Source organism: Enterococcus sp. DIV0574, assembly GCF_051711125.1.
GTDB lineage: Bacteria > Bacillota > Bacilli > Lactobacillales > Enterococcaceae > Enterococcus_D > Enterococcus_D gallinarum.
Window position 1 is genome coordinate 275,900 of sequence record NZ_JBIOMA010000001.1, and the last position, 17,868, is coordinate 293,767.

Annotated in this window: 16 protein-coding genes; 10 read left to right on the top strand and 6 right to left on the bottom strand. The window is 42.2% G+C overall.

Features of this window, described 5'->3' with window-relative positions:
* Positions 1-21 precede the first annotated feature (21 nt).
* A complete protein-coding gene (locus IGJ45_RS01430; RefSeq protein ID WP_081131424.1) occupies positions 22-1,413 on the top strand; it encodes an APC family permease in 1,392 nt (463 codons plus the stop codon).
* A 133-nt stretch (positions 1,414-1,546) separates the two neighbouring features.
* Here the strand turns inward: IGJ45_RS01430 and IGJ45_RS01435 are convergent, their stop codons facing one another.
* The gene (locus IGJ45_RS01435) at positions 1,547-2,740 is read right to left on the bottom strand and encodes a toxic anion resistance protein (RefSeq protein WP_003128483.1); all 1,194 of its coding nucleotides are present in this window, start codon (positions 2,738-2,740) and stop codon (positions 1,547-1,549) included.
* Between the two features lie 97 nt (positions 2,741-2,837).
* The gene (locus tag IGJ45_RS01440; RefSeq protein ID WP_003128484.1) at positions 2,838-3,485 is read right to left on the bottom strand and encodes a 5-bromo-4-chloroindolyl phosphate hydrolysis family protein; all 648 of its coding nucleotides are present in this window, start codon (positions 3,483-3,485) and stop codon (positions 2,838-2,840) included.
* 213 nt (positions 3,486-3,698) lie between these two features.
* Here IGJ45_RS01440 and IGJ45_RS01445 point away from each other — a divergent pair, with 213 nt between their 5' ends.
* Together IGJ45_RS01445 and macP are read left to right on the top strand one after the other, a co-directional pair.
* Complete coding sequence (locus IGJ45_RS01445; protein WP_081131423.1) at positions 3,699-4,277, top strand: NUDIX hydrolase; 579 nt, start codon at positions 3,699-3,701, stop codon at positions 4,275-4,277.
* Complete coding sequence (macP, locus tag IGJ45_RS01450; RefSeq protein ID WP_003128486.1) at positions 4,270-4,566, top strand: cell wall synthase accessory phosphoprotein MacP; 297 nt, start codon at positions 4,270-4,272, stop codon at positions 4,564-4,566. Before IGJ45_RS01445 ends, macP begins: the two co-directional genes overlap by 8 nt.
* 99 nt (positions 4,567-4,665) lie before the next feature.
* On the opposite strand, the gene IGJ45_RS01455 is transcribed toward macP, so the two are convergent.
* Positions 4,666-5,370: a class I SAM-dependent methyltransferase gene (locus IGJ45_RS01455; RefSeq protein ID WP_306297876.1), complete on the bottom strand. Its 705-nt coding sequence runs from the start codon at positions 5,368-5,370 to the stop codon at positions 4,666-4,668.
* 22 nt (positions 5,371-5,392) lie between these two features.
* Here IGJ45_RS01455 and IGJ45_RS01460 point away from each other — a divergent pair, with 22 nt between their 5' ends.
* From IGJ45_RS01460 to IGJ45_RS01470, 3 genes are read left to right on the top strand one after another with little or no spacing between them, the layout of a single operon-like run.
* Positions 5,393-6,088 (top strand): 5'-methylthioadenosine/adenosylhomocysteine nucleosidase, encoded by a 696-nt coding sequence (locus IGJ45_RS01460; RefSeq protein WP_060813139.1) that lies wholly within the window; start codon positions 5,393-5,395, stop codon positions 6,086-6,088.
* A gap of 18 nt (positions 6,089-6,106) precedes the next feature.
* Positions 6,107-6,652, top strand: a complete 546-nt coding sequence (locus IGJ45_RS01465; protein ID WP_311828396.1) for a cysteine hydrolase family protein — start codon at positions 6,107-6,109, stop codon at positions 6,650-6,652.
* A gap of 18 nt (positions 6,653-6,670) precedes the next feature.
* The gene (locus tag IGJ45_RS01470; RefSeq protein ID WP_081131421.1) at positions 6,671-6,970 is read left to right on the top strand and encodes a hypothetical protein; all 300 of its coding nucleotides are present in this window, start codon (positions 6,671-6,673) and stop codon (positions 6,968-6,970) included.
* A gap of 220 nt (positions 6,971-7,190) precedes the next feature.
* On the opposite strand, the gene IGJ45_RS01475 is transcribed toward IGJ45_RS01470, so the two are convergent.
* Positions 7,191-9,083 (bottom strand): M13 family metallopeptidase, encoded by a 1,893-nt coding sequence (locus IGJ45_RS01475; protein WP_005472826.1) that lies wholly within the window; start codon positions 9,081-9,083, stop codon positions 7,191-7,193.
* 157 nt (positions 9,084-9,240) lie between these two features.
* Here IGJ45_RS01475 and IGJ45_RS01480 point away from each other — a divergent pair, with 157 nt between their 5' ends.
* Together IGJ45_RS01480 and IGJ45_RS01485 are read left to right on the top strand one after the other, a co-directional pair.
* Positions 9,241-9,789, top strand: a complete 549-nt coding sequence (locus tag IGJ45_RS01480) for a C39 family peptidase (protein ID WP_005472825.1) — start codon at positions 9,241-9,243, stop codon at positions 9,787-9,789.
* A 72-nt stretch (positions 9,790-9,861) separates the two neighbouring features.
* Positions 9,862-10,827, top strand: a complete 966-nt coding sequence (locus tag IGJ45_RS01485; protein ID WP_005472824.1) for a ribose-phosphate diphosphokinase — start codon at positions 9,862-9,864, stop codon at positions 10,825-10,827.
* Between the two features lie 63 nt (positions 10,828-10,890).
* Here IGJ45_RS01485 and IGJ45_RS01490 read toward each other — a convergent pair whose 3' ends face one another.
* Both IGJ45_RS01490 and IGJ45_RS01495 read right to left on the bottom strand, forming a co-directional pair.
* Positions 10,891-11,910, bottom strand: coding sequence for a LacI family DNA-binding transcriptional regulator (locus IGJ45_RS01490; RefSeq protein WP_081131419.1), 1,020 nt, complete (start codon positions 11,908-11,910; stop codon positions 10,891-10,893).
* A 114-nt stretch (positions 11,911-12,024) separates the two neighbouring features.
* Positions 12,025-14,289, bottom strand: a complete 2,265-nt coding sequence (locus IGJ45_RS01495) for a glycoside hydrolase family 65 protein (protein ID WP_005472823.1) — start codon at positions 14,287-14,289, stop codon at positions 12,025-12,027.
* 253 nt (positions 14,290-14,542) lie between these two features.
* Here IGJ45_RS01495 and IGJ45_RS01500 point away from each other — a divergent pair, with 253 nt between their 5' ends.
* Entirely contained in the window at positions 14,543-16,714 is a 2,172-nt protein-coding gene (locus tag IGJ45_RS01500) for a PTS transporter subunit IIBC (RefSeq protein WP_287036695.1), read from the top strand.
* A 218-nt stretch (positions 16,715-16,932) separates the two neighbouring features.
* Positions 16,933-17,745 carry an endonuclease/exonuclease/phosphatase family protein gene (locus IGJ45_RS01505; RefSeq protein ID WP_081131417.1) on the top strand — a complete coding sequence of 271 codons (813 nt, stop codon included), beginning with the start codon at positions 16,933-16,935 and terminating at the stop codon, positions 17,743-17,745.
* Positions 17,746-17,868 lie beyond the last annotated feature (123 nt).

Consider the following 17,868-nt stretch of genomic DNA (forward strand, 5'->3'; position numbering starts at 1 on the left):
TAGTGAAATTTAGGAGGATTTATGGATTTATTTCGTAAAAAAACTATTGAAGCCAGTCCCGTTAGTCATTTGAAAAAAGATTTGAAATTGAAAGACTTGATCATGTTGGGTATTGGCGCAATCATCGGCACAGGGATTTTTGTTGTGACCGGTGTGGCTTCTGCTGTATATGCAGGGCCAGCATTGATCTTGTCATTTGTCTTAGCGGCTTTTGTCGTTATCTTATCAGGGCTCTCTTTTGCGGAGTTTGCTTCCCGTATCCCTGTATTAGGCGGTGCCTATTCGTATGTGTATGTTGTATTTGGCGAATTTGTTGCATGGCTCGCTGGCTGGTTTCTGCTATGCGAGTTTATGTTGGCAGTATCTTCGGTGGCCTCTGGCTGGTCCGGTTATGTCCAAGGGTTCTTGACAAGTATCGGTGTGCATCTGCCAAAAGCGCTGACTGCTGGCTATAATCCTGGCGAAGGAACGTACATTGATCTGATTGCAGGATTAGTGATCATTTTTGTGACGATTTGGGTAAGTCAAGAAGCCAAAAAAGCCTTGCGATTGAACAATGCTATGGTTTGGGTCAAATTCGGGATCATTGCGCTTTTTATCTTTTTTGGGGTATTTTTTGTGAAGCCAAGCAACTGGCAGCCGTTCATGCCTTTCGGATTTTCGGGCGTCTTTAATGGGGCGGCACTTGTTTTCTTTGCTTTTTTGGGCTTTGATGCGGTCGCAATGGCTGCGGAAGAAGTTGAAAATCCGAAAAAAGATGTGCCCCGGGGAATTATCGGTTCAATTGCGATCGCTACCTTATTGTATATCGTGGTCACGCTGATTTTGACTGGAATCGTTCCCTTTACAGAATTGAATGTCAATGATCCGGTAGCTTTTGCCATGCGATATATCGATCACGGCGTAGTTGGTTCGGTGATTTCGGTGGGTGCCATTTTAACGCTGCTGACAGTGACGATTTCCATGATGTACTCATTAGCACGTTTGCTTTATGCTATCAGTAAGGATGGCTTGTTGCCAAAATCATTGCAAAAAATTGATCCTAAGCATAAGACACCGAAAAAAGCGACTTATGCAGCTGGAGTCGTCGCCTTCTTTTTTGCCGCAGCTTTTCCATTGAATATTTTGGCAGAATTAACGAATATCGTGGCATTGGCCTACTTGATCTTAATGTCGTTGGGGATCATCAAGCTGCGTAAAATGATGGGCATGCCCAAAAAAGGGGAATTCAAGGTGCCGCTTGTGCCAGTCTTGCCATTAGTTTCTGTTGCTAGCTGTTTGTTCTTGATGACGCGATTGCAGACAGCCACTTGGATCGTTTTTGGTATTACGATCGTCATTGGTTTGCTGATCTATTTTATCTATGGGTACCGCAACAGTGCATTGAATGAAGAAAACCAGCAAGAGCGTTAGTGTTTGCTAACGCTCTTGTTTTTGTTCATGTCTTGGCAGGAAACCAAAAGTGATGACACTGTAAAAAACGAGCCCCTGAGAGATTCCCAGAGGCTCGTTCAGCTAATAGAAAACAGTATTGCGTCTGCCTGAATTATTTGTTTCCAGTCAAGTCTAACAAGCGATCTTTGAGGTCTTCTTCCAAGTGACCCAATTCCACTTCGGCCGCTCGGCGTTTTTCTTTTCCTTCTTTTTGGATACGCAATGTTTCCTGAATTGTTTCGACAAGATCGTTTTGCGTTTTTTGCAGCGTTTCGATATCAACGATTCCTCGTTCGTTTTCTTTAGCTGTTTCGATCGCAGAGACCTTCAGCATTTCAGAGTTCTTACGTAAGAGATCATTCGTTGTTTCCGAAACTTGGCGTTGTGCAGTAACCGCATCTTTTTGACGCAATAAAGTCAGTGCGATAACGACTTGGTTTTTCCATAAAGGAATCGCTGTATTGACAGATGCCTGAATCTTTTCTGCTAATGCTTGGTTGGTATTTTGGATCAAACGGATCTGTGGTGCTTGTTGGATCGTGATCTGACGGGCCAAGCGCAAGTCATGGGTCCGCTTATCTAAGCGATCCAAAAATTGCGTATAGTCATTGGCGATCTGTACATCCATCTGATCATTCGTTTCTTGTGCTTTTTTCATTGCTTCAGGAATAATCGTTGTTTGTAGTTCTTGCATTTTTAACTCACCGGCAGCAATATAGATATTCAATGCATCGAAGTAATCTTTGTTTTTTTGGTAAAGCTGTTCCAACATCAAATTGTCTTTTAACAGACCGTCTTTTTCTTTGTCTAATTTAACAGCGATTTTATCGATTTGAGCACCGATTTTTTGGTATTTAGCGGTGATCTCAAAAATCGATTGTTTGACTTTGCCAAACATCCGTTTGAAGAGATTGCCTTCTCCTGCCCGTAATTCATCTGGATTAGCTTCTTGCAGACGATACATCAACTCTGTCAATGAATCACCGACAGGTCCGATATCTGCTGCTTGCACATGATTCAGCATCGATTGAGAGAATTCTCCCAGCTTGGTTTGAGCAGCTGCGCCATAGGTAATGACTGCTTGTTGGTCGGTTGGATCAATCTTATTCGCTAACTCTTGTGCCTGTGCTTGTCGCTCAGGTGGTAATTTATCAATTAAGCGAGAGGCTTTTTGTTGTTCTTGCAAGGCATTGATCTCTGCCTGCTGGGTTGTCGTCAATGTATCGACAGGGGTTGCAAATGGATTATTCAATAGATCATCAAGAGTATCGTTTACTGGTTTAACTTGATTTGGTGTCTCCGTCATTCTAACTCCTCCTAAGTCTTGTTTCGAAAAAAATCTAGCCTGGGCTAGATTTTTTTTTGGATCGCTTCATTCGAAGATCGAGCAAAGGAATCCATCCCTATTCATTATCTCGTTTTATGCTTTGTTTGGCAATGGATAACTCGATATCAAGATCATCTAAATCATCTGCCACAAACTGCTGATAATCTTTAGCGATCAACGAGGCCATTTGTTCAATGATTTGAGTGCTTTCTTCGATTTTTTCATAGGTTTCACGGCTTTTGATCTCATGTTCATTGATCTCAATGAATTTGTCTGTCAAATCAACCATGTTCGGCAAATGGGTGTAAAGAAAATGACTCGCCGAATGTAATTTCGTCGGTTCTTTGACCAACTCTTTGAACAGTGCTTTCGAAGCGCGTAATGCATCATGACGCAAGTCGATCGCTTTTAATTTATTGCTGCGGTTGATGTTTTTTTGTAAATGCTCGATCTGTTGTTTGGTTTGATTCATGGTTTCTCGGAACAGTTCGATTTCACTTGGAGACATACCGCTTTTCAAGTAATGCGCTTCTTTTTCTTTCGTCAGTATAGGTAACACATTGGGATTTGCTTCTACCTTACGCCCCTTCAGACCGATAAATACCAGAATCGCGCCAACGATCAGCAACAAGACAGTAAATAAATCAGTGCCTGTGGAACTGATAAAGGCAAAAAGTGTGATTACAGCGATCGCAGAAACGATCAGCCAAATATTTTTTTTCATTTTTCCTCCTCCTAAAATTCTTTGGACAAGTAATATAGGGATTGTTCGACATCCTTATTTTAGCATGTTCACTAGTAGAAAAATATCAGACTTGGGGTGGATTTTCCGATATTTAGTAAAATCATAATCTTTCTTGCTCTTTCTTAAGGAGATATTTTTGAGAAACTATGCTAAAGTATTTTGTAGAAAAGACGTTAAAGGTCAGGTGAAAAAATGTTAACCTATAAAGATTTTGAAGAAAAAACGATTGCCAGAAACGAGATTTTTCATGGAAAAATCATTGATGTCGTTGTTGATGATGTCGCATTACCAAATGGCGGTACTAGCAAACGAGAGTTGGTCTTTCATCCAGGCGGTGTTGCAGTGATCGCTGTGACGGAAGAAAATAAAATGATTTTTGTCCGCCAGTTTCGCAAGCCATTAGAGAAAGTCATTTTAGAGATTCCGGCAGGCAAGATCGATCCAGGAGAAGGTGCACAGCCCGAATTGACTGGTGCTCGTGAATTAGAAGAGGAAACCGGCTACCGAGCATCAACGTTGGAACATGTGCATTCGATGTACCTTTCCCCGGGCTTTGCTAATGAAGTGCTGCATTTGTTTCACGCGAAACAATTACAAAAAGTAGAGAACCCGCTGCCTCAAGATGAGGATGAAGTATTGGAAGTGTATGAATTGACAATGAAAGAAGCCAAAGCAGCAATCGCAGATGGAACGATCTGTGATGCAAAAACGATTTTTGCGATTCAGTTTTGGGAGCTTTTAGAATTGAAACGGAGGAACAGCCGTGCCTAAAGAACCACTGATCACCCGCTCTGAATTGCGTCGACGTCGTGAAGAAGAAATGGCTGCTTCTGAGCGAAACCAAAAGATCGTTGCTAAGCAAGCAAACAAAGAGTGGAAGCAAAAAGAAAAGCAAATCGACAATCATTATCGGAAAGTCCGTAAAAAAAATAAAGCGATCACTAAAACGAGAGCAGGAGAAAATCAGAAGTCCCGCAACTTGAATACTTTTTTGATCAAAGCAATCGTGGTAGTGGCATTGCTGCTGATCGTAGTTGCATTAGCGATCTTTTTGCTTTAAGGAACACGATTAATCGGGTTTAATTCGTTGATCAGCACATGTATCTAATCAAAAACCAGCACGCAGAGCATCAGCGCTCAGCATGCTGGTTTTTTTGTTTTATGGCTGGGATGGCTTAGCAGCGCTATATAGAAAAAGAGCAGCATCTTGCCCCATAAACAACTGTGGACCTTCAAAAAATGTTTCATAACTTACTGAATCAAAACCTACTGATTCTGCTAGTTGGAGCAGCGTGTCTTGCTCAAATCCATTGTGTACTTTAGGATGTGAGACGGATTGGTTTTTATTGAAATCAACGATGAACAAACGTCCGCCGGGTTTTAACAATTGATAAAGTTGCTGCAGTAAATGTTCTGTGTCGGGAATATGAAGCATTACCAGCGATAACAGAACGATATCTGCTTCTTCATGAATGGACTCCTTCGTTAAATCGTGGAGTGATCCAGAAACATTTGTCAGCCCTTGCTGGGTGACCTTCTGATCAACGATCGCCAGCATGCCCTCCGCAGTATCCCAAATCTGCAGTTGCTTGACTAAAGGGGCCAGCGGTAAACTAACAAGACCTGTTCCGCCGCCATAATCAATAAGAATTTGTTCACGGGCATTCATCAGTTGGGGTCTTACTGCTGCTGTAATCTTTTCAGCTAGAGCAATCCTTGGGGGTGTATCGTAATGGTCGGCCATTTTATTAAAAATCTCAGACATAAAAACCTCCTTAATGGTCTGACAAAAAACTGTTCCTTTGAGTAAAACTAGTTTATCATAAAAGGAGAAAAAATGATCTTTTATTAAGATATAATGTATAGGATCGTCAGGAGGCTACAAGATGAAAATTGGTATTATCGGTGCAATGGATGAAGAAATTAAGATGTTGCGGGAAGCATTGGAAGCTCCCTTATCTTGGGAGCGAGCTGGAGCACTATTTATTTCCGGCAGTATCGGCAATCATGAAGTGATCGTTGTTCGATCTGGAATCGGGAAAGTTGCCGCTTCACTGACAACAAGTTTGCTGATTCAGCAATATGGGGTCAACATGGTGATCAATACTGGATCTGCTGGGGGAATCGGTGCTGGTTTAGCTGTTGGCGACCTTGTGATTTCAGAAAAACTAGCTTATTTCGATGTAGATGTTACTGGATTTGGGTATACATATGGGCAACTCCCAGGGGGAATGCCTTTGTATTTCGAGGCCAGTCGTTACTTGATCGGCGAAATGACCAAAGCCGCAGAAGCAACGAATCACAATGTAAAAAATGGCTTGATCGTAACAGGGGACAGCTTTATCAATGACGGACGTAAAGTACAAGAAATCCTAAGGCACTTCCCAGACGCTTTGGCTTGCGAGATGGAAGGTGCTGCGATCGCCCAAACAGCGAAGCAATTCAATATTCCTTTCCTTGTCGTAAGAGCCATCAGTGACACTGCGGATCATGCTGCAACAGTTTCCTTTGACGAATTCATTTTGGAAGCCGGCAAGCGCTCTGCAGAAATGGTGCTCGCCTTTGTTAAAAAGCTGAAATAAAATTGGAGGAGATCACAAATGAACGCATTACTCTCAATTGATTATACGGTCGATTTTGTAGCTGATACTGGTCGTTTGACGACCGGTCAAGCGGGTCAAGCGATTGAAACAACATTAGTAGATCATACCCAACGATTTATCGATCAAGGGGATTTTGTTGTCTTTGCCATTGATCGCCATGAAGCAGAAGATCCTTATCATCCAGAAAATCAGTTGTTTCCTTCTCATAATCTGGCAGGGTCAGAGGGACGGAATCTCTACGGGACACTAGCTGCAGTGTATGAAGATCACAAAGAAAAAGAAAATGTTTACTGGATCGATAAGCGCCACTACTCGGCGTTTAGTGGGACAGATCTTGACATTCGTTTACGGGAACGGGGCATTACTGCACTTTATTTGACTGGTGTCTGTACAGATATCTGTATCTTGCATACGGCTGTCGATGCGTATAACCTTGGGTATCGATTATTTATTTTCAAAGATGCTGTCGCAAGTTTCGATCCAGTCGGTCATGAATGGGCGTTGCGCCACTTTGAGCAGACATTAGGGGCTACTATTCTTTAAAAAAAGGAGCTGAGTGTAATGGGATTTATGGATCAATTAAAAGAACAGTTTAGTTTCAGTGAATTGACAGGATTGTATCAGTCCTATAAAAGCGGTGAATTGGATGTTGACAAGATTTTGAATGATACGTTCATGCAAAAGTATACCGATTTTGAAAATGTGGAAGCATTGATGACAAAACTAGGCATTCAAGATAAAGATCAACTCATGGACTTTATGAAAGATAGAAGCAACCGGCATCATGCTGACCAAGTCGTAAAGGACCATTCCCAATTTGATTCTCTAATCGAAATGATCAAAAAAGCACTAGGAAAATAAAATCACCGCCCCCGAAAAGTTAGCAGCAAACAGCTAACTTTTCGGGGGCGGTCTTAATATTGTATCTTTTGATGAAGGTGGCGGCTGATTGTATTTCTGAACTACTTTGGCTAATGATGTGAGGTGAATCCTCTTTTTTTTTTTTAAAGTTGCATCAACAAATGGACCAATGATTCATAACCAAACAGTTCGTAACAAATGCCTCGTAGCAAGCTGTATCTTACCAGATTTGAACACGGTCTTCAGGAGCCCGGTACATGCCATCTCCCGGTTCAATACCGAAAGTAGTGAAGAAGGAATCGATGTTTTGAACTTGGATGTTGGCCCGTAACTTGGCAGGGCCATGAACATCAATGGCCAGCAGCAACTGTTGATATTGTTCTTTGGCTTTTGTGCGCCAAATTTTTGCCCAATTGATAAAGAAGTCTTCTAGTGAGACGTCAGTTTCTTTTTCTGCTGCTTCTAGTGCACAGCTTAATCCACCAGCATCGGCAATATTTTCCGATACTGTCAAGGTGCCATTGACCGTTCCACCAGCAAATGGCAAGCCGTCGAATTCATTGATCATTTCTTGAGCCAATGTCTCAAAATGGGCCAGGTCCTCTGCTGTCCACCAATTATTCAGGTTGCCGAATTCGTCAAATTTGGCTCCGTTATTATCAAAAGCATGGGAAATCTCATGAGCGATCACTGCACCGATCCCACCATAATTGGCACTTGCTGATTGAGACAGACTGTAAAATGGTGCTTGTAAAATAGCTGCTGGGAAGACGATCACATTCTTGAAAGGATGATAGTAGGCATTGACTGTTGCTGCAGACATTTCCCACTCCTCGCGATCGACCGGTTTTTGCCATTTGCTAAAAAGATCTTCCCGGAAGATACGTCCAAAACGTAGTGCATTTTGTAACAATGATGCATCAGGGTCTGTGTGCAGTCGATCATAGATAGCTGGGATTTTGTCTGGATAACCGACATGGATTCCTAGTTTATTTAATTTAACGATTGCTTTTTGTTTGGTATGCTCGCTGAGCCAAGTATTGCTGGTCAAACGATCTTGATAGACGCCGATCATCGTTTCCACCATATGTTTTACATCATTTTTCGCTTTTTCACCAAAATACTTGCGACCATAATAATCACCGACGACTTGACTAAATTGGCCAATCGTCAGATAATAGGCGGCTTTTTCTTTAGGCATCGCTTCATCAACGCCAGAGAGGTACCGATTGTAGGCTCCGCCGAGTTGGCGTAGTTCTTCACTAAGATATCCAGTGTAGCGCAAACTTTGATGAACGATCATCCAGCTTTTCAATAAATCAAAGTGGGTAGGAGAGACAATGATATCGAATGCCTCAAAGTACTCAGGCTCAGTCACGATCAGCTCTTTTGGTTCGGCATTTAATAAAGCGGTTAATGTCTTTTTGAAGTCGAGTTGCGCCGAATGCTGTGCAAAGGTATCTAGACTTTGCGGATTGTAATTTTTGCTGTAATCGGCATTTTCTTCCGCGCTGCGAACATGAGGAGCAATCAATTTATCAAAAGCCAGTGTTTGTTCTACCAACGACTCTGCTTCGGATTGTGATTTCCCTAATTTCGTTAAGAGCGCAACAGCATTGTCGAAGAAAACTTGTAGTAACTCTTCTGCCTGCGGGTGGTCAGTATAATATGTTTTGTCAGGCAAGATCGTTGCTGGCGGATAGGCCAACAGTGTATTCATTTTCGCGTTTTTCATATCGGAGTCGATATCGAAAGCAAATGGTAGTTGGATGCCGTTAAGAATGAATTCAGGTAGCTGTGCATTTAACTCGTCATAAGACGCAAGGGTTTCGATTTTTGCCAAAATCGGCAAAACTTCTTGACCTGCGTTTTCATCACGGGTAGCAAAATCGCTTGCTAAGCGATAGAAAGCAACGGCGTCTTTCATTTTTCCTTTAGGAATTGCTAAAGGATCTGCCGCCATATTCTTGAACTCAGCCATCATCAACTGATCGATTCCGTCTACCAGATCTTGAAAACCTCCAGTTGCCGGTTTATCCGCAGGGATCACCGCTGATTCCAACCAATCGCCATTCACATAATCATAAAAATCATCTTTTAATAATGTTGTCATATGCTTCGCTCCTTTTTATGCTTTCTCCTATTATGGAACAAAATTTTCCAGTACGCAAAAAAAGTTTGTTTTTTTCTTAACGAAAAAGTTCCTTAGTGTCTAAACCGGCTGATTCCCGTGGTACTATTAAGATATACTTTGGTAAGGAGGAATGGCGATGGAAGAAAGAGAGAACATAGATACTTGGCAGGGAATACCAGAAGAACGATTCCGCCGCTACAAATCTTGGGTAACACCTTCCGGCTATTTGTGCGGAACTTATGCTGCCACCGTGTTTTTGGCTTATTATCAAGATTATATCGATGAGCAGATCATCCCTAAAACAGTGAGAAGGAAAAATCAGCTGCAGCCGGGCGCACTGACTGACATCTTGCGGCTCTTGATTCAACCTCATGGATTGCCAACGATTGCTTGGCAGGTGGCTCATGGACTATCACGCTTTTTCACTCATTTTGATCTACCTTATCGGGGGCGTGCCACAGTTTTCGGCGGCTGGCAGCGAGCCTGCAAACGGATCGATCAAGGCAAACCGGTGATCGTTGGTCTCTTGAAGCCTTTAGGAAGTACCTACGGCAATCACTGGGTAGTCGCATATGCTTATTTAGAAACAGAGACCGGACGTTATCTAAAAGTTCATGACAACTGGGGGAATTACAATCAAGTGATTCCAGCCAGCTGGATTAACGGAACCGTCTCGTTACCTTAAATTAATTTAATGAAAAAAGCACCTATAATGTGCTAGAATAAAAGAAACAATTCACTTCACTTGGAGGCAGACATGGGCGAAAGTTATAAAGATAGTTCATTGAAGATTTTCAGTTTGAACGGCAACAGACCGTTAGCCGAGAAAATTGCAAAAGTTTTCGGTACAGAGTTAGGCAAGTCAAAAGTAACACAATTTAGTGATGGAGAGATCGCGATCAATATTGAGGAAAGTGTTCGTGGCGATCATATTTTTATCATTCAATCAACCAATGAACCAGTCAATGATCACTATCTTGAATTGTTGATCATGATCGATGCCATGAAACGTGCAAGTGCCAAAACGATTAATGTGGTTTTACCCTACTATGCGTATGCAAGACAAGACCGGACGGCAAATCCTCATGAGCCGATCACGGCAAAATTGATTGCCAATATGTTAGTGGAAGCTGGGGCGACACGGATCTTGACATTGGATCTGCATGCCGTGCAGGTGCAAGGCTTCTTTGATATTCCTGTTGATAATCTATTTACGATTCCGCTTTTCGCGCATTATTATCGCGAGAAAAAAATGATCGGAGACGAATATGTCGTTGTCTCTCCCAAAAATAGCGGAGTTCAGCGGACCCGCAGTTTAGCCGAATATTTAGATACAGCGATTGCGATCGTTGATCAAGATGAGGCAGATGGTGGCTATGTGATTGGAGATGTTGCCGGCAAAAAATGTATTTTAGTAGATGATATTTTGAATACAGGCAAAACATTGTCAAAGGCAGCAGATTTGCTAAAAGAAGCAGGAGCTAGTGAGATTTATGCGTGCGTCTCTCATGCGTTATTGTCACCACCAGCCAAAGACATTCTTGATCAATCTGTCATCGAAAACATTTGTGTCACAGATTCTTGTTGGACTGCCGAAGAACGGCATCCAGAACGGTTGTCTTACCTTTCTTGTGCAGAACTGATGGGCGAGGCTGTCAAACGAATCCACGAAAATACACCGATGAGTCCCCTGTTTCGGTTAGAAAGCAAAGAATACAAATAAGAAGCAAGAGAGTCCGGTTATTCTGGACTTTCTTGCTTCTTATTTGTCATGAGACAATGCAATTTATGCTAAGTTATTGAGGTTCAAGACAGTCTCTCGTTTAATCAGCTTATGCGGGACAACAAGCTGAACCGCATTTGAACCTTCATGGTTTAATTGTGCCATCAAGCTTTCTGTGGCGATTTTTCCTAAGGATAAGACGTTGATGTCAATGCTGGTCAAGTAAGGATGGGTCAATGTAGCAAAAATCGAGTTATTAAAGCTGATCACAGATAGATCATCCGGAACTTTATACCCGAACATCGTTGCCAGTTGGATGATCCGAACTGCAAAAAGATCATCGATTACTACGATTGCCGTTGCTTCGGTCTCTTTGATCGTTGTCTCGAAATTGACATAGTCTTCTGCCTGTTCAAATGTCAATGCCGGATAAAAAGGCAGGTTGGCTAGCATCATTGCTTTTTGATAGCCAAAGAAACGTTCGAAATAGAGATTTTCGTGAGTTGTATTCGTAGCAAACAATATCTTAGAGTGTCCTTGGGAGATCAGATACTCTGTTGCTTGTTTTCCCAGCATTTGGTTGTCATTATCAACAAAAACGATATTTTCTTCATTGCTGTAAGGATGTCCAATCAATGTGAAAGGAACTTTTTTACGAACTAAATAATCAATGATTGGATCTTTTTCATCGGAATAGACTAAGATAAAACCATCCACTTGTTTTTGAAGGTGCATACGTTCCACATTTTTCAATAATGTATCAAAATCACGGGCAGAGGCAACCGCAACCGTCATTTGGTGGTGGCGAGCTTCTTCGTTGATGGCTTCGATCGTTTCTAAATAGAAAGGATTTCCTAGCCGTTCCTTTGAATCCAAAGGCGGCAAGATAACACCGATCGCGCTTGAAATCTGCTTGCCTAGATTTCGCGCAGCCAAATTTGGCACGTAGCCCATCTCAGCCATGATTTTGCGTACTTTCTTTTTTGTGTCTTCAGAGATACTAGGGTGATCATTCACGACCCGAGAAACAGTTGAAGTAGCGACGCCGGCTTTTTTGGCGACATCTTTGACAGTTACGCTCACTGTTTTCCCTCCTTTTTTAGCTTATAGTATCATAAAGTTGTGTTATTTTGGTAGCCGGAAAGAAAAGAAAGAAGAAATGCCTTCATTTCTTCTTTCTTGGTTTCTGATCAATAATTAAGCAATAGTTACTGAGACTTCTTCTTCCAGCAGATGCTCTTTTCCATAAAGCTGAACTGTCAATGGCTCACCACTGATTTTCTTTAGTGTGACAGTTTCTTCTTTAACAGAAATGAATAATAAGCGTCCGCGATAATTGATATGGAAAGCATAGCTGTTCCAAGTCTTCGGTAGAAACGGGGCAAAACCTAGATGGGCATGGTCCGTCTTCATTTGGGCAAATCCTTGAACGATCGCTAACCAGCTGCCAGTCATTGAAGTGATATGCAAACCATCGTCGGTATCATTGTTGTAGTTATCCAAATCTAGCCGAGCCGTTCGTTCATACATTTCCAGTGCTTTTTCTTCCATTCCCAGCTCGGCTGCTAAGATGGCATGGATACTAGGAGACAGGGAAGACTCGTGCACTGTCATTGGTTCATAGAAGTCAAAGTTGTTTCGTTTTTCCTCTTCTGTAAATTGATCCCCAAAGAAATAGATTCCTTGTAAGACATCCGCTTGTTTGATAAAGCAAGAGCGCAAGATTCGGTCCCATGACCAATTTTGATTCAATGGCAAGTTTTCTGGATCTAAATCAGTGACTGGCATCAAATCTTTGTCTAAGAAGGTATCGTGCTGAACGAAAATTCCTAAGTCTTGATCTTCTGGGAAATACATATTGTCAATGATATCCTGCCAGTAGTCTTGCTCTTTTTCTGGGATCGTTACGGTTGCTTCTGTGGCATATTCTTTATAACTTTGTAAAGTATAGCTCAAGACCCAGGTAGCCATCTTGTTCGTATACCAGTTATTGTTGATGTTATTCTCATATTCGTTGGGGCCGGTAACGCCATGGATCATATATTTTTGCTGACGTTTGGAATAATGGACACGATCTGCCCAGAAACGAGCGATGGCCGTTAATACTTCCAAGCCTTCTTTTTTCAGATAGCTCGTATCACCTGTGTAATTCGTGTAGTTATAGATGGCATAAGCGATTGCACCATTTCGATGGATCTCTTCAAAGGTGATTTCCCATTCATTGTGGCATTCGATCCCTGTAAATGTCACCATAGGATAAAGCGCGCCAGCCAAGCCTTGTTTTTGCGCATTGATATGGGCTTGCGGCAATTGATTGTGGCGATATTTCAACAAATTCCGAGTGATTTCTGGTTTCGCTAATGCCAAATAAAGAGGCACAGCATAGGCTTCTGTATCCCAATAAGTAGCGCCACCGTATTTTTCACCGGTAAATCCTTTAGGTCCAATATTTAAACGTTCATCTTCTCCATAATAAGTCGAGAAGAGTTGGAATAAATTGAAACGAATTCCTTGTTGCGCAGCAGCATCGCCTTCAATGATCACATCAGCTAATGCCCAGCGGTCTTTCCAAGCATTGACTTGTTCTTGCCGTAAGTCTTCGTAAGGTGCGCTGTACACTTGGAAAAGCTCTGCAATTTTTGTTACTTGATCATGAGGATTGACATCACGACTGGTAACAATAATCACGTCTTTTTGTAAATGAAAGACAGCTCCTGTTTCTCCTGTAAAAGTAAACGCGTCAGCAATCGTCAATTCACTCGTTTCTGTGGATGCTGGCTCTTGACTATGACGCATTGCGGCAGTGACCGTGAATTGCTCAATGTCAAAGTTGTTTTCAATGGTACGGGTGGTCAGATAACGATAGTTGCCTGAGCTGCCGTGGTCTAATTCTTCCCAGAAGCGTTCTTCGTAATTACTATCTTCATTGCGGACATTATTGTCTAGTTTAGAAATGACTGTGATTTCTGCTGATCCTTCAAGGATTTCTGCCTGCATCGTGATTACCGCCATTTCTCGCTTGACGATACTTAAAAAGCGCTCAAAAGTAAATTTGACAGTTGCGCCAGCTAATGAAACCGTAAATGTCCGTCGTAAAATTCCTGTTTGCATATCCAGTTCCATATAAAAATCGCTCGGACTGATTTTCGCAAGATCAACAGCCTGATTGTTGATGAAAAGATCCATTGCAATGAAGTTAACAGCATTGATCACTTTTCCAAAATAATCCGGATAGCCATTTTTCCACCAGCCAACACGAGTTTTGTCTGGATACCAGACCCCTGCCAGATAAGTCCCTAGATGGTGATCGCCACTATATTGTTCTTCAAAATTACCCCGCATCCCCATATAGCCATTTCCAATACTTGTAAGCGACTCTTGTAGTCGGCGATTTTCTTTATCTAAAGTAGTTGTTGCGATTTTCCAAGGATCGATATCGAACAAACGCTGGATTTTTTTCATAGGTTTTTCCTCCAAAATCTTTTTGATAACTCTATAATAAATGCAAACGATTGCGTTAGTCAAGCGTAAATCATTGGTTTCTATGCTTTTTTAAATAGAAGTTTGACAAAGAGCTGTTTTTGCGCATTTTTATAAATTAATGACTGAGGAGAATGTAAATTGAAATTTCTCGGTTTACAAAATTTTCAATCTCCGCTACAATGTGGTTATTAAGAAACCGATTGCGTAAAACGGTGGAGGAGGAAGAAAGAGGATGAAAAAATTACTAAGCTTTGAATTCTGGCAGAAATTCGGAAAAGCACTAATGGTTGTGGTAGCTGTTATGCCTGCCGCCGGATTGATGATCAGTATTGGGAAGACGATCCCCATGATTAATGCCGATTGGGCATTTTTGGTAACGACTGGTGGTGTGATCGAAAATATTGGTTGGGCAATTATTGGGAATCTGCACTTATTATTTGCATTAGCTATCGGTGGTAGTTGGGCGAAAGAACGCGCAGGCGGGGCATTCGCTGCTGGGATTGCATTTGTATTGATCAATCGAATCACAGGTTCGATCTTCGGGGTCACAAGCGCCATGCTGACGGAAGAAGGGGCTTTTACTCATACATTGTTCGGTACGAAAATTATGGTGGACGGCTTTTTTACAAGTGTCTTAGAAGCTCCGGCACTGAACATGGGTGTTTTTGTAGGAATCATCGCCGGGTTTGTTGGTGCGACTGCTTATAATAAATACTATAATTTCCGCAAACTGCCCGATGCGCTTTCGTTTTTTAATGGCAAGCGCTTCGTCCCGTTTGTTGTAATTGCTCGTTCCGTGGTTGTTGCGATCGTGTTAGCGATCGTTTGGCCTTACATTCAAGCAGGAATCAATAACTTTGGCTTGTGGATCGCACAATCGCAAGAAAGTGCGCCGATTTTAGCACCTTTCTTGTTTGGAACATTAGAACGATTACTATTGCCATTTGGGTTGCATCACATGCTGACTATTCCCATCAATTATACTGAATTAGGAGGCACCTATACGATCTTATCTGGTGCACAAGCGGGGACACAAGTTTTCGGTCAAGATCCTCTATGGTTAGCTTGGGCAACTGATTTGGTCAATATGCGAAATGCAGGAGATACTTCACAATACCAATTCTTGATAGAGAATTTTGTGCCTGCACGTTTCAAAGTCGGACAAATGATCGGTTCTTCTGGTATTTTGATGGGACTTGCCTATGCAATGTATCGCAATGTCGATGCAGACAAACGCCATAAATATACCTCGATGTATTTATCCGCTGCCATTGCGGTTTTCTTGACAGGCGTGACAGAGCCATTGGAATTTATGTTCATGTTTGCGGCTGTACCTTTATATGTTGTTTATGCAGTCGTTCAAGGGGCAGCATTTGCTATGGCGGATATCGTTCACCTGCGTGTTCACTCCTTTGGAAATATCGAACTATTGACTCGGACACCAATGGCGATCAATGCAGGTCTGGGTCAGGACTTGATCAATTTTGTCCTAGTAACGATCGCATTTGGGGTCGGCATGTATTTCTTGGCTAACTTCTTAATCAAAAAATTCAACTTTGCGACGCCCGGACGCAACGGCAACTACGAAGTAGAAGGAGCTGACGAAAACGTAGCAACAACTGCCTCTGACGGAACGTTAGATCCAAACTCTCAAGTGGTTAAGATCATTCATCTGTTGGGAGGACGTGAAAACATCCGCGATGTAGATGCATGTATGACTCGCTTAAGGGTCTCTGTCAAAGACCCTAGCTCAGTAGGAGACGAAAAGTCTTGGAAAGGTGCTGGCGCATTAGGTTTGATCGTAAAAGATAACGGAGTGCAAGCAGTATATGGTCCTAAAGCCGATGTACTTAAATCAGACATCCAGGATATCTTGGATTCCGGTGTGGCGATTCCTGAAGCAGTCATAAAAGAAGTCACTAATGAGACGAATCACGAAAGCCAAGGGATAACCGCTGAGGTTGTTTCAGTAGCCGATGGGCAAGTGATTCCGATCACGGAGGTCAGTGATCAAGTCTTTGCAGAGAAAATGATGGGGGACGGATTTGGCGTGATTCCCGATAACACGCAGGTGTATTCACCTGTTTCTGGGAAAGTGACGAATGTTTTTCCTACGAAACATGCGATTGGGTTGCTATCTGATGAAGGAGTCGAAGTATTGGTTCATATGGGCTTGGATACTGTTGAACTTCAAGGGGCACCATTCACAGTTTCTGTCACAGAAGGGCAGCAAGTCACAAAAGGTGACCCGTTGGCTTTAATGGATCTCGCAGCTATCAAAGAAGCGGGTAAGGATACAACGATCGTTGTAGTAATGACAAATACCGATCAAATCGATTCCTTTGAATTGGCCCAAACTGGTCAGCAAAAAGCTGCAGCAGTTGTTGGAATCGTCAAACTATAATAAAATGACTAAGAGCTGTGCCATAAGTATTTTACCAAACTGAATATCCAAACGATCGTGGGGTTGCTACAGTCTGGTAGTTTCTCGTCGCAATTCACGAGAAGTACAGCTGATCTCATACAGTGCGGATAGTTTCGTCTGGTTCATACTTATGGCACAGCTCCGTTCTTTTATTTACATTTTGAAAGAAGATAATCAAACGCAGAGGAGCGTTATTCATGAAAGTTTTAACATTAAACACCCATAGCTGGTTAGAAGACGGTCAAGAAGCAAAATTAAAAGTGATCGCACAAGAAATCGCAGCAGGAGATTATGATTTGATTGCGTTGCAAGAAGTCAATCAATCGATTGCTGCTACAACGATCGTTCCGGATGGTCTTTATTGTCCGACAGAGGCGATCCTTGAGATCAAAGAAGACAATTTTGCTTTGCGCTTAGTAGAAGAACTGCAGATTCTGGATCACGATTATTATTGGTCATGGACTTACAGTCATGTGGGGTATGATGTCTATCATGAAGGGAATGCCTTACTGTCCAAAAATCCAATCATTGCCAAAGAATATTTGGCTTCTGAGACAACCGATGTCTGGGACCATACTACGCGAAAAAATCTTAGCGGTCTCACAGAAGTAGACGGCAAAATGATCCAAGTGTTAAGCTGCCATTTTTCTTGGTGGAATGACGGCAAGTTTGCCTATGAATGGCAGCAAACCGAAGCGTTTTTGACTGAGCGAGCAGCATCGCTCTTGCTTTTAGGTGATTTCAATAATGAGGCAGACAGCTTGGGTTATCAGCTGGTTAAAAACAGTTCATTGCAGCTGCAGGATAGTTTTCTTGCCGCAACAAAAACGATCGGTGAGGCTTCGGTTGTTAAAGCAATCGATGGCTGGCAAGACAATCAGACAGCCTTGCGTATCGACTATGTCTTTGCCTCACAGAATGAACAGCCCGTAGAGTATGAAGTGGTTTTTGACGGTCAGCGGCTGCCGATAGTCAGCGATCATTTTGGTATCTGTGTGGTTTTTGAATAACCAAGAATAGAGACGACTTCGATTATTCGCTTGCTATCGCTTGAATCGGCTAGAGATTCAGGAAGCAGACAATCGATTAAAAAAAGGATGAGACCAGAAACGAATTTCTGATTTCATCCTTTT

What these genes read in the sequence shown, in the direction of transcription:
- IGJ45_RS01430 (WP_081131424.1), top strand. Translation starts at nt 22, where the DNA reads ATGGATTTATTTCGTAAAAAAACTATTGAAGCCAGTCCCGTTAGTCAT.
- IGJ45_RS01435 (WP_003128483.1), bottom strand. Translation starts at nt 2,740, where the DNA reads ATGACGGAGACACCAAATCAAGTTAAACCAGTAAACGATACTCTTGAT.
- IGJ45_RS01440 (WP_003128484.1), bottom strand. Translation starts at nt 3,485, where the DNA reads ATGAAAAAAAATATTTGGCTGATCGTTTCTGCGATCGCTGTAATCACA.
- IGJ45_RS01445 (WP_081131423.1), top strand. Translation starts at nt 3,699, where the DNA reads ATGTTAACCTATAAAGATTTTGAAGAAAAAACGATTGCCAGAAACGAG.
- IGJ45_RS01460 (WP_060813139.1), top strand. Translation starts at nt 5,393, where the DNA reads ATGAAAATTGGTATTATCGGTGCAATGGATGAAGAAATTAAGATGTTG.
- IGJ45_RS01465 (WP_311828396.1), top strand. Translation starts at nt 6,107, where the DNA reads ATGAACGCATTACTCTCAATTGATTATACGGTCGATTTTGTAGCTGAT.
- IGJ45_RS01470 (WP_081131421.1), top strand. Translation starts at nt 6,671, where the DNA reads ATGGGATTTATGGATCAATTAAAAGAACAGTTTAGTTTCAGTGAATTG.
- IGJ45_RS01475 (WP_005472826.1), bottom strand. Translation starts at nt 9,083, where the DNA reads ATGACAACATTATTAAAAGATGATTTTTATGATTATGTGAATGGCGAT.
- IGJ45_RS01480 (WP_005472825.1), top strand. Translation starts at nt 9,241, where the DNA reads ATGGAAGAAAGAGAGAACATAGATACTTGGCAGGGAATACCAGAAGAA.
- IGJ45_RS01485 (WP_005472824.1), top strand. Translation starts at nt 9,862, where the DNA reads ATGGGCGAAAGTTATAAAGATAGTTCATTGAAGATTTTCAGTTTGAAC.
- IGJ45_RS01495 (WP_005472823.1), bottom strand. Translation starts at nt 14,289, where the DNA reads ATGAAAAAAATCCAGCGTTTGTTCGATATCGATCCTTGGAAAATCGCA.
- IGJ45_RS01500 (WP_287036695.1), top strand. Translation starts at nt 14,543, where the DNA reads ATGAAAAAATTACTAAGCTTTGAATTCTGGCAGAAATTCGGAAAAGCA.
- IGJ45_RS01505 (WP_081131417.1), top strand. Translation starts at nt 16,933, where the DNA reads ATGAAAGTTTTAACATTAAACACCCATAGCTGGTTAGAAGACGGTCAA.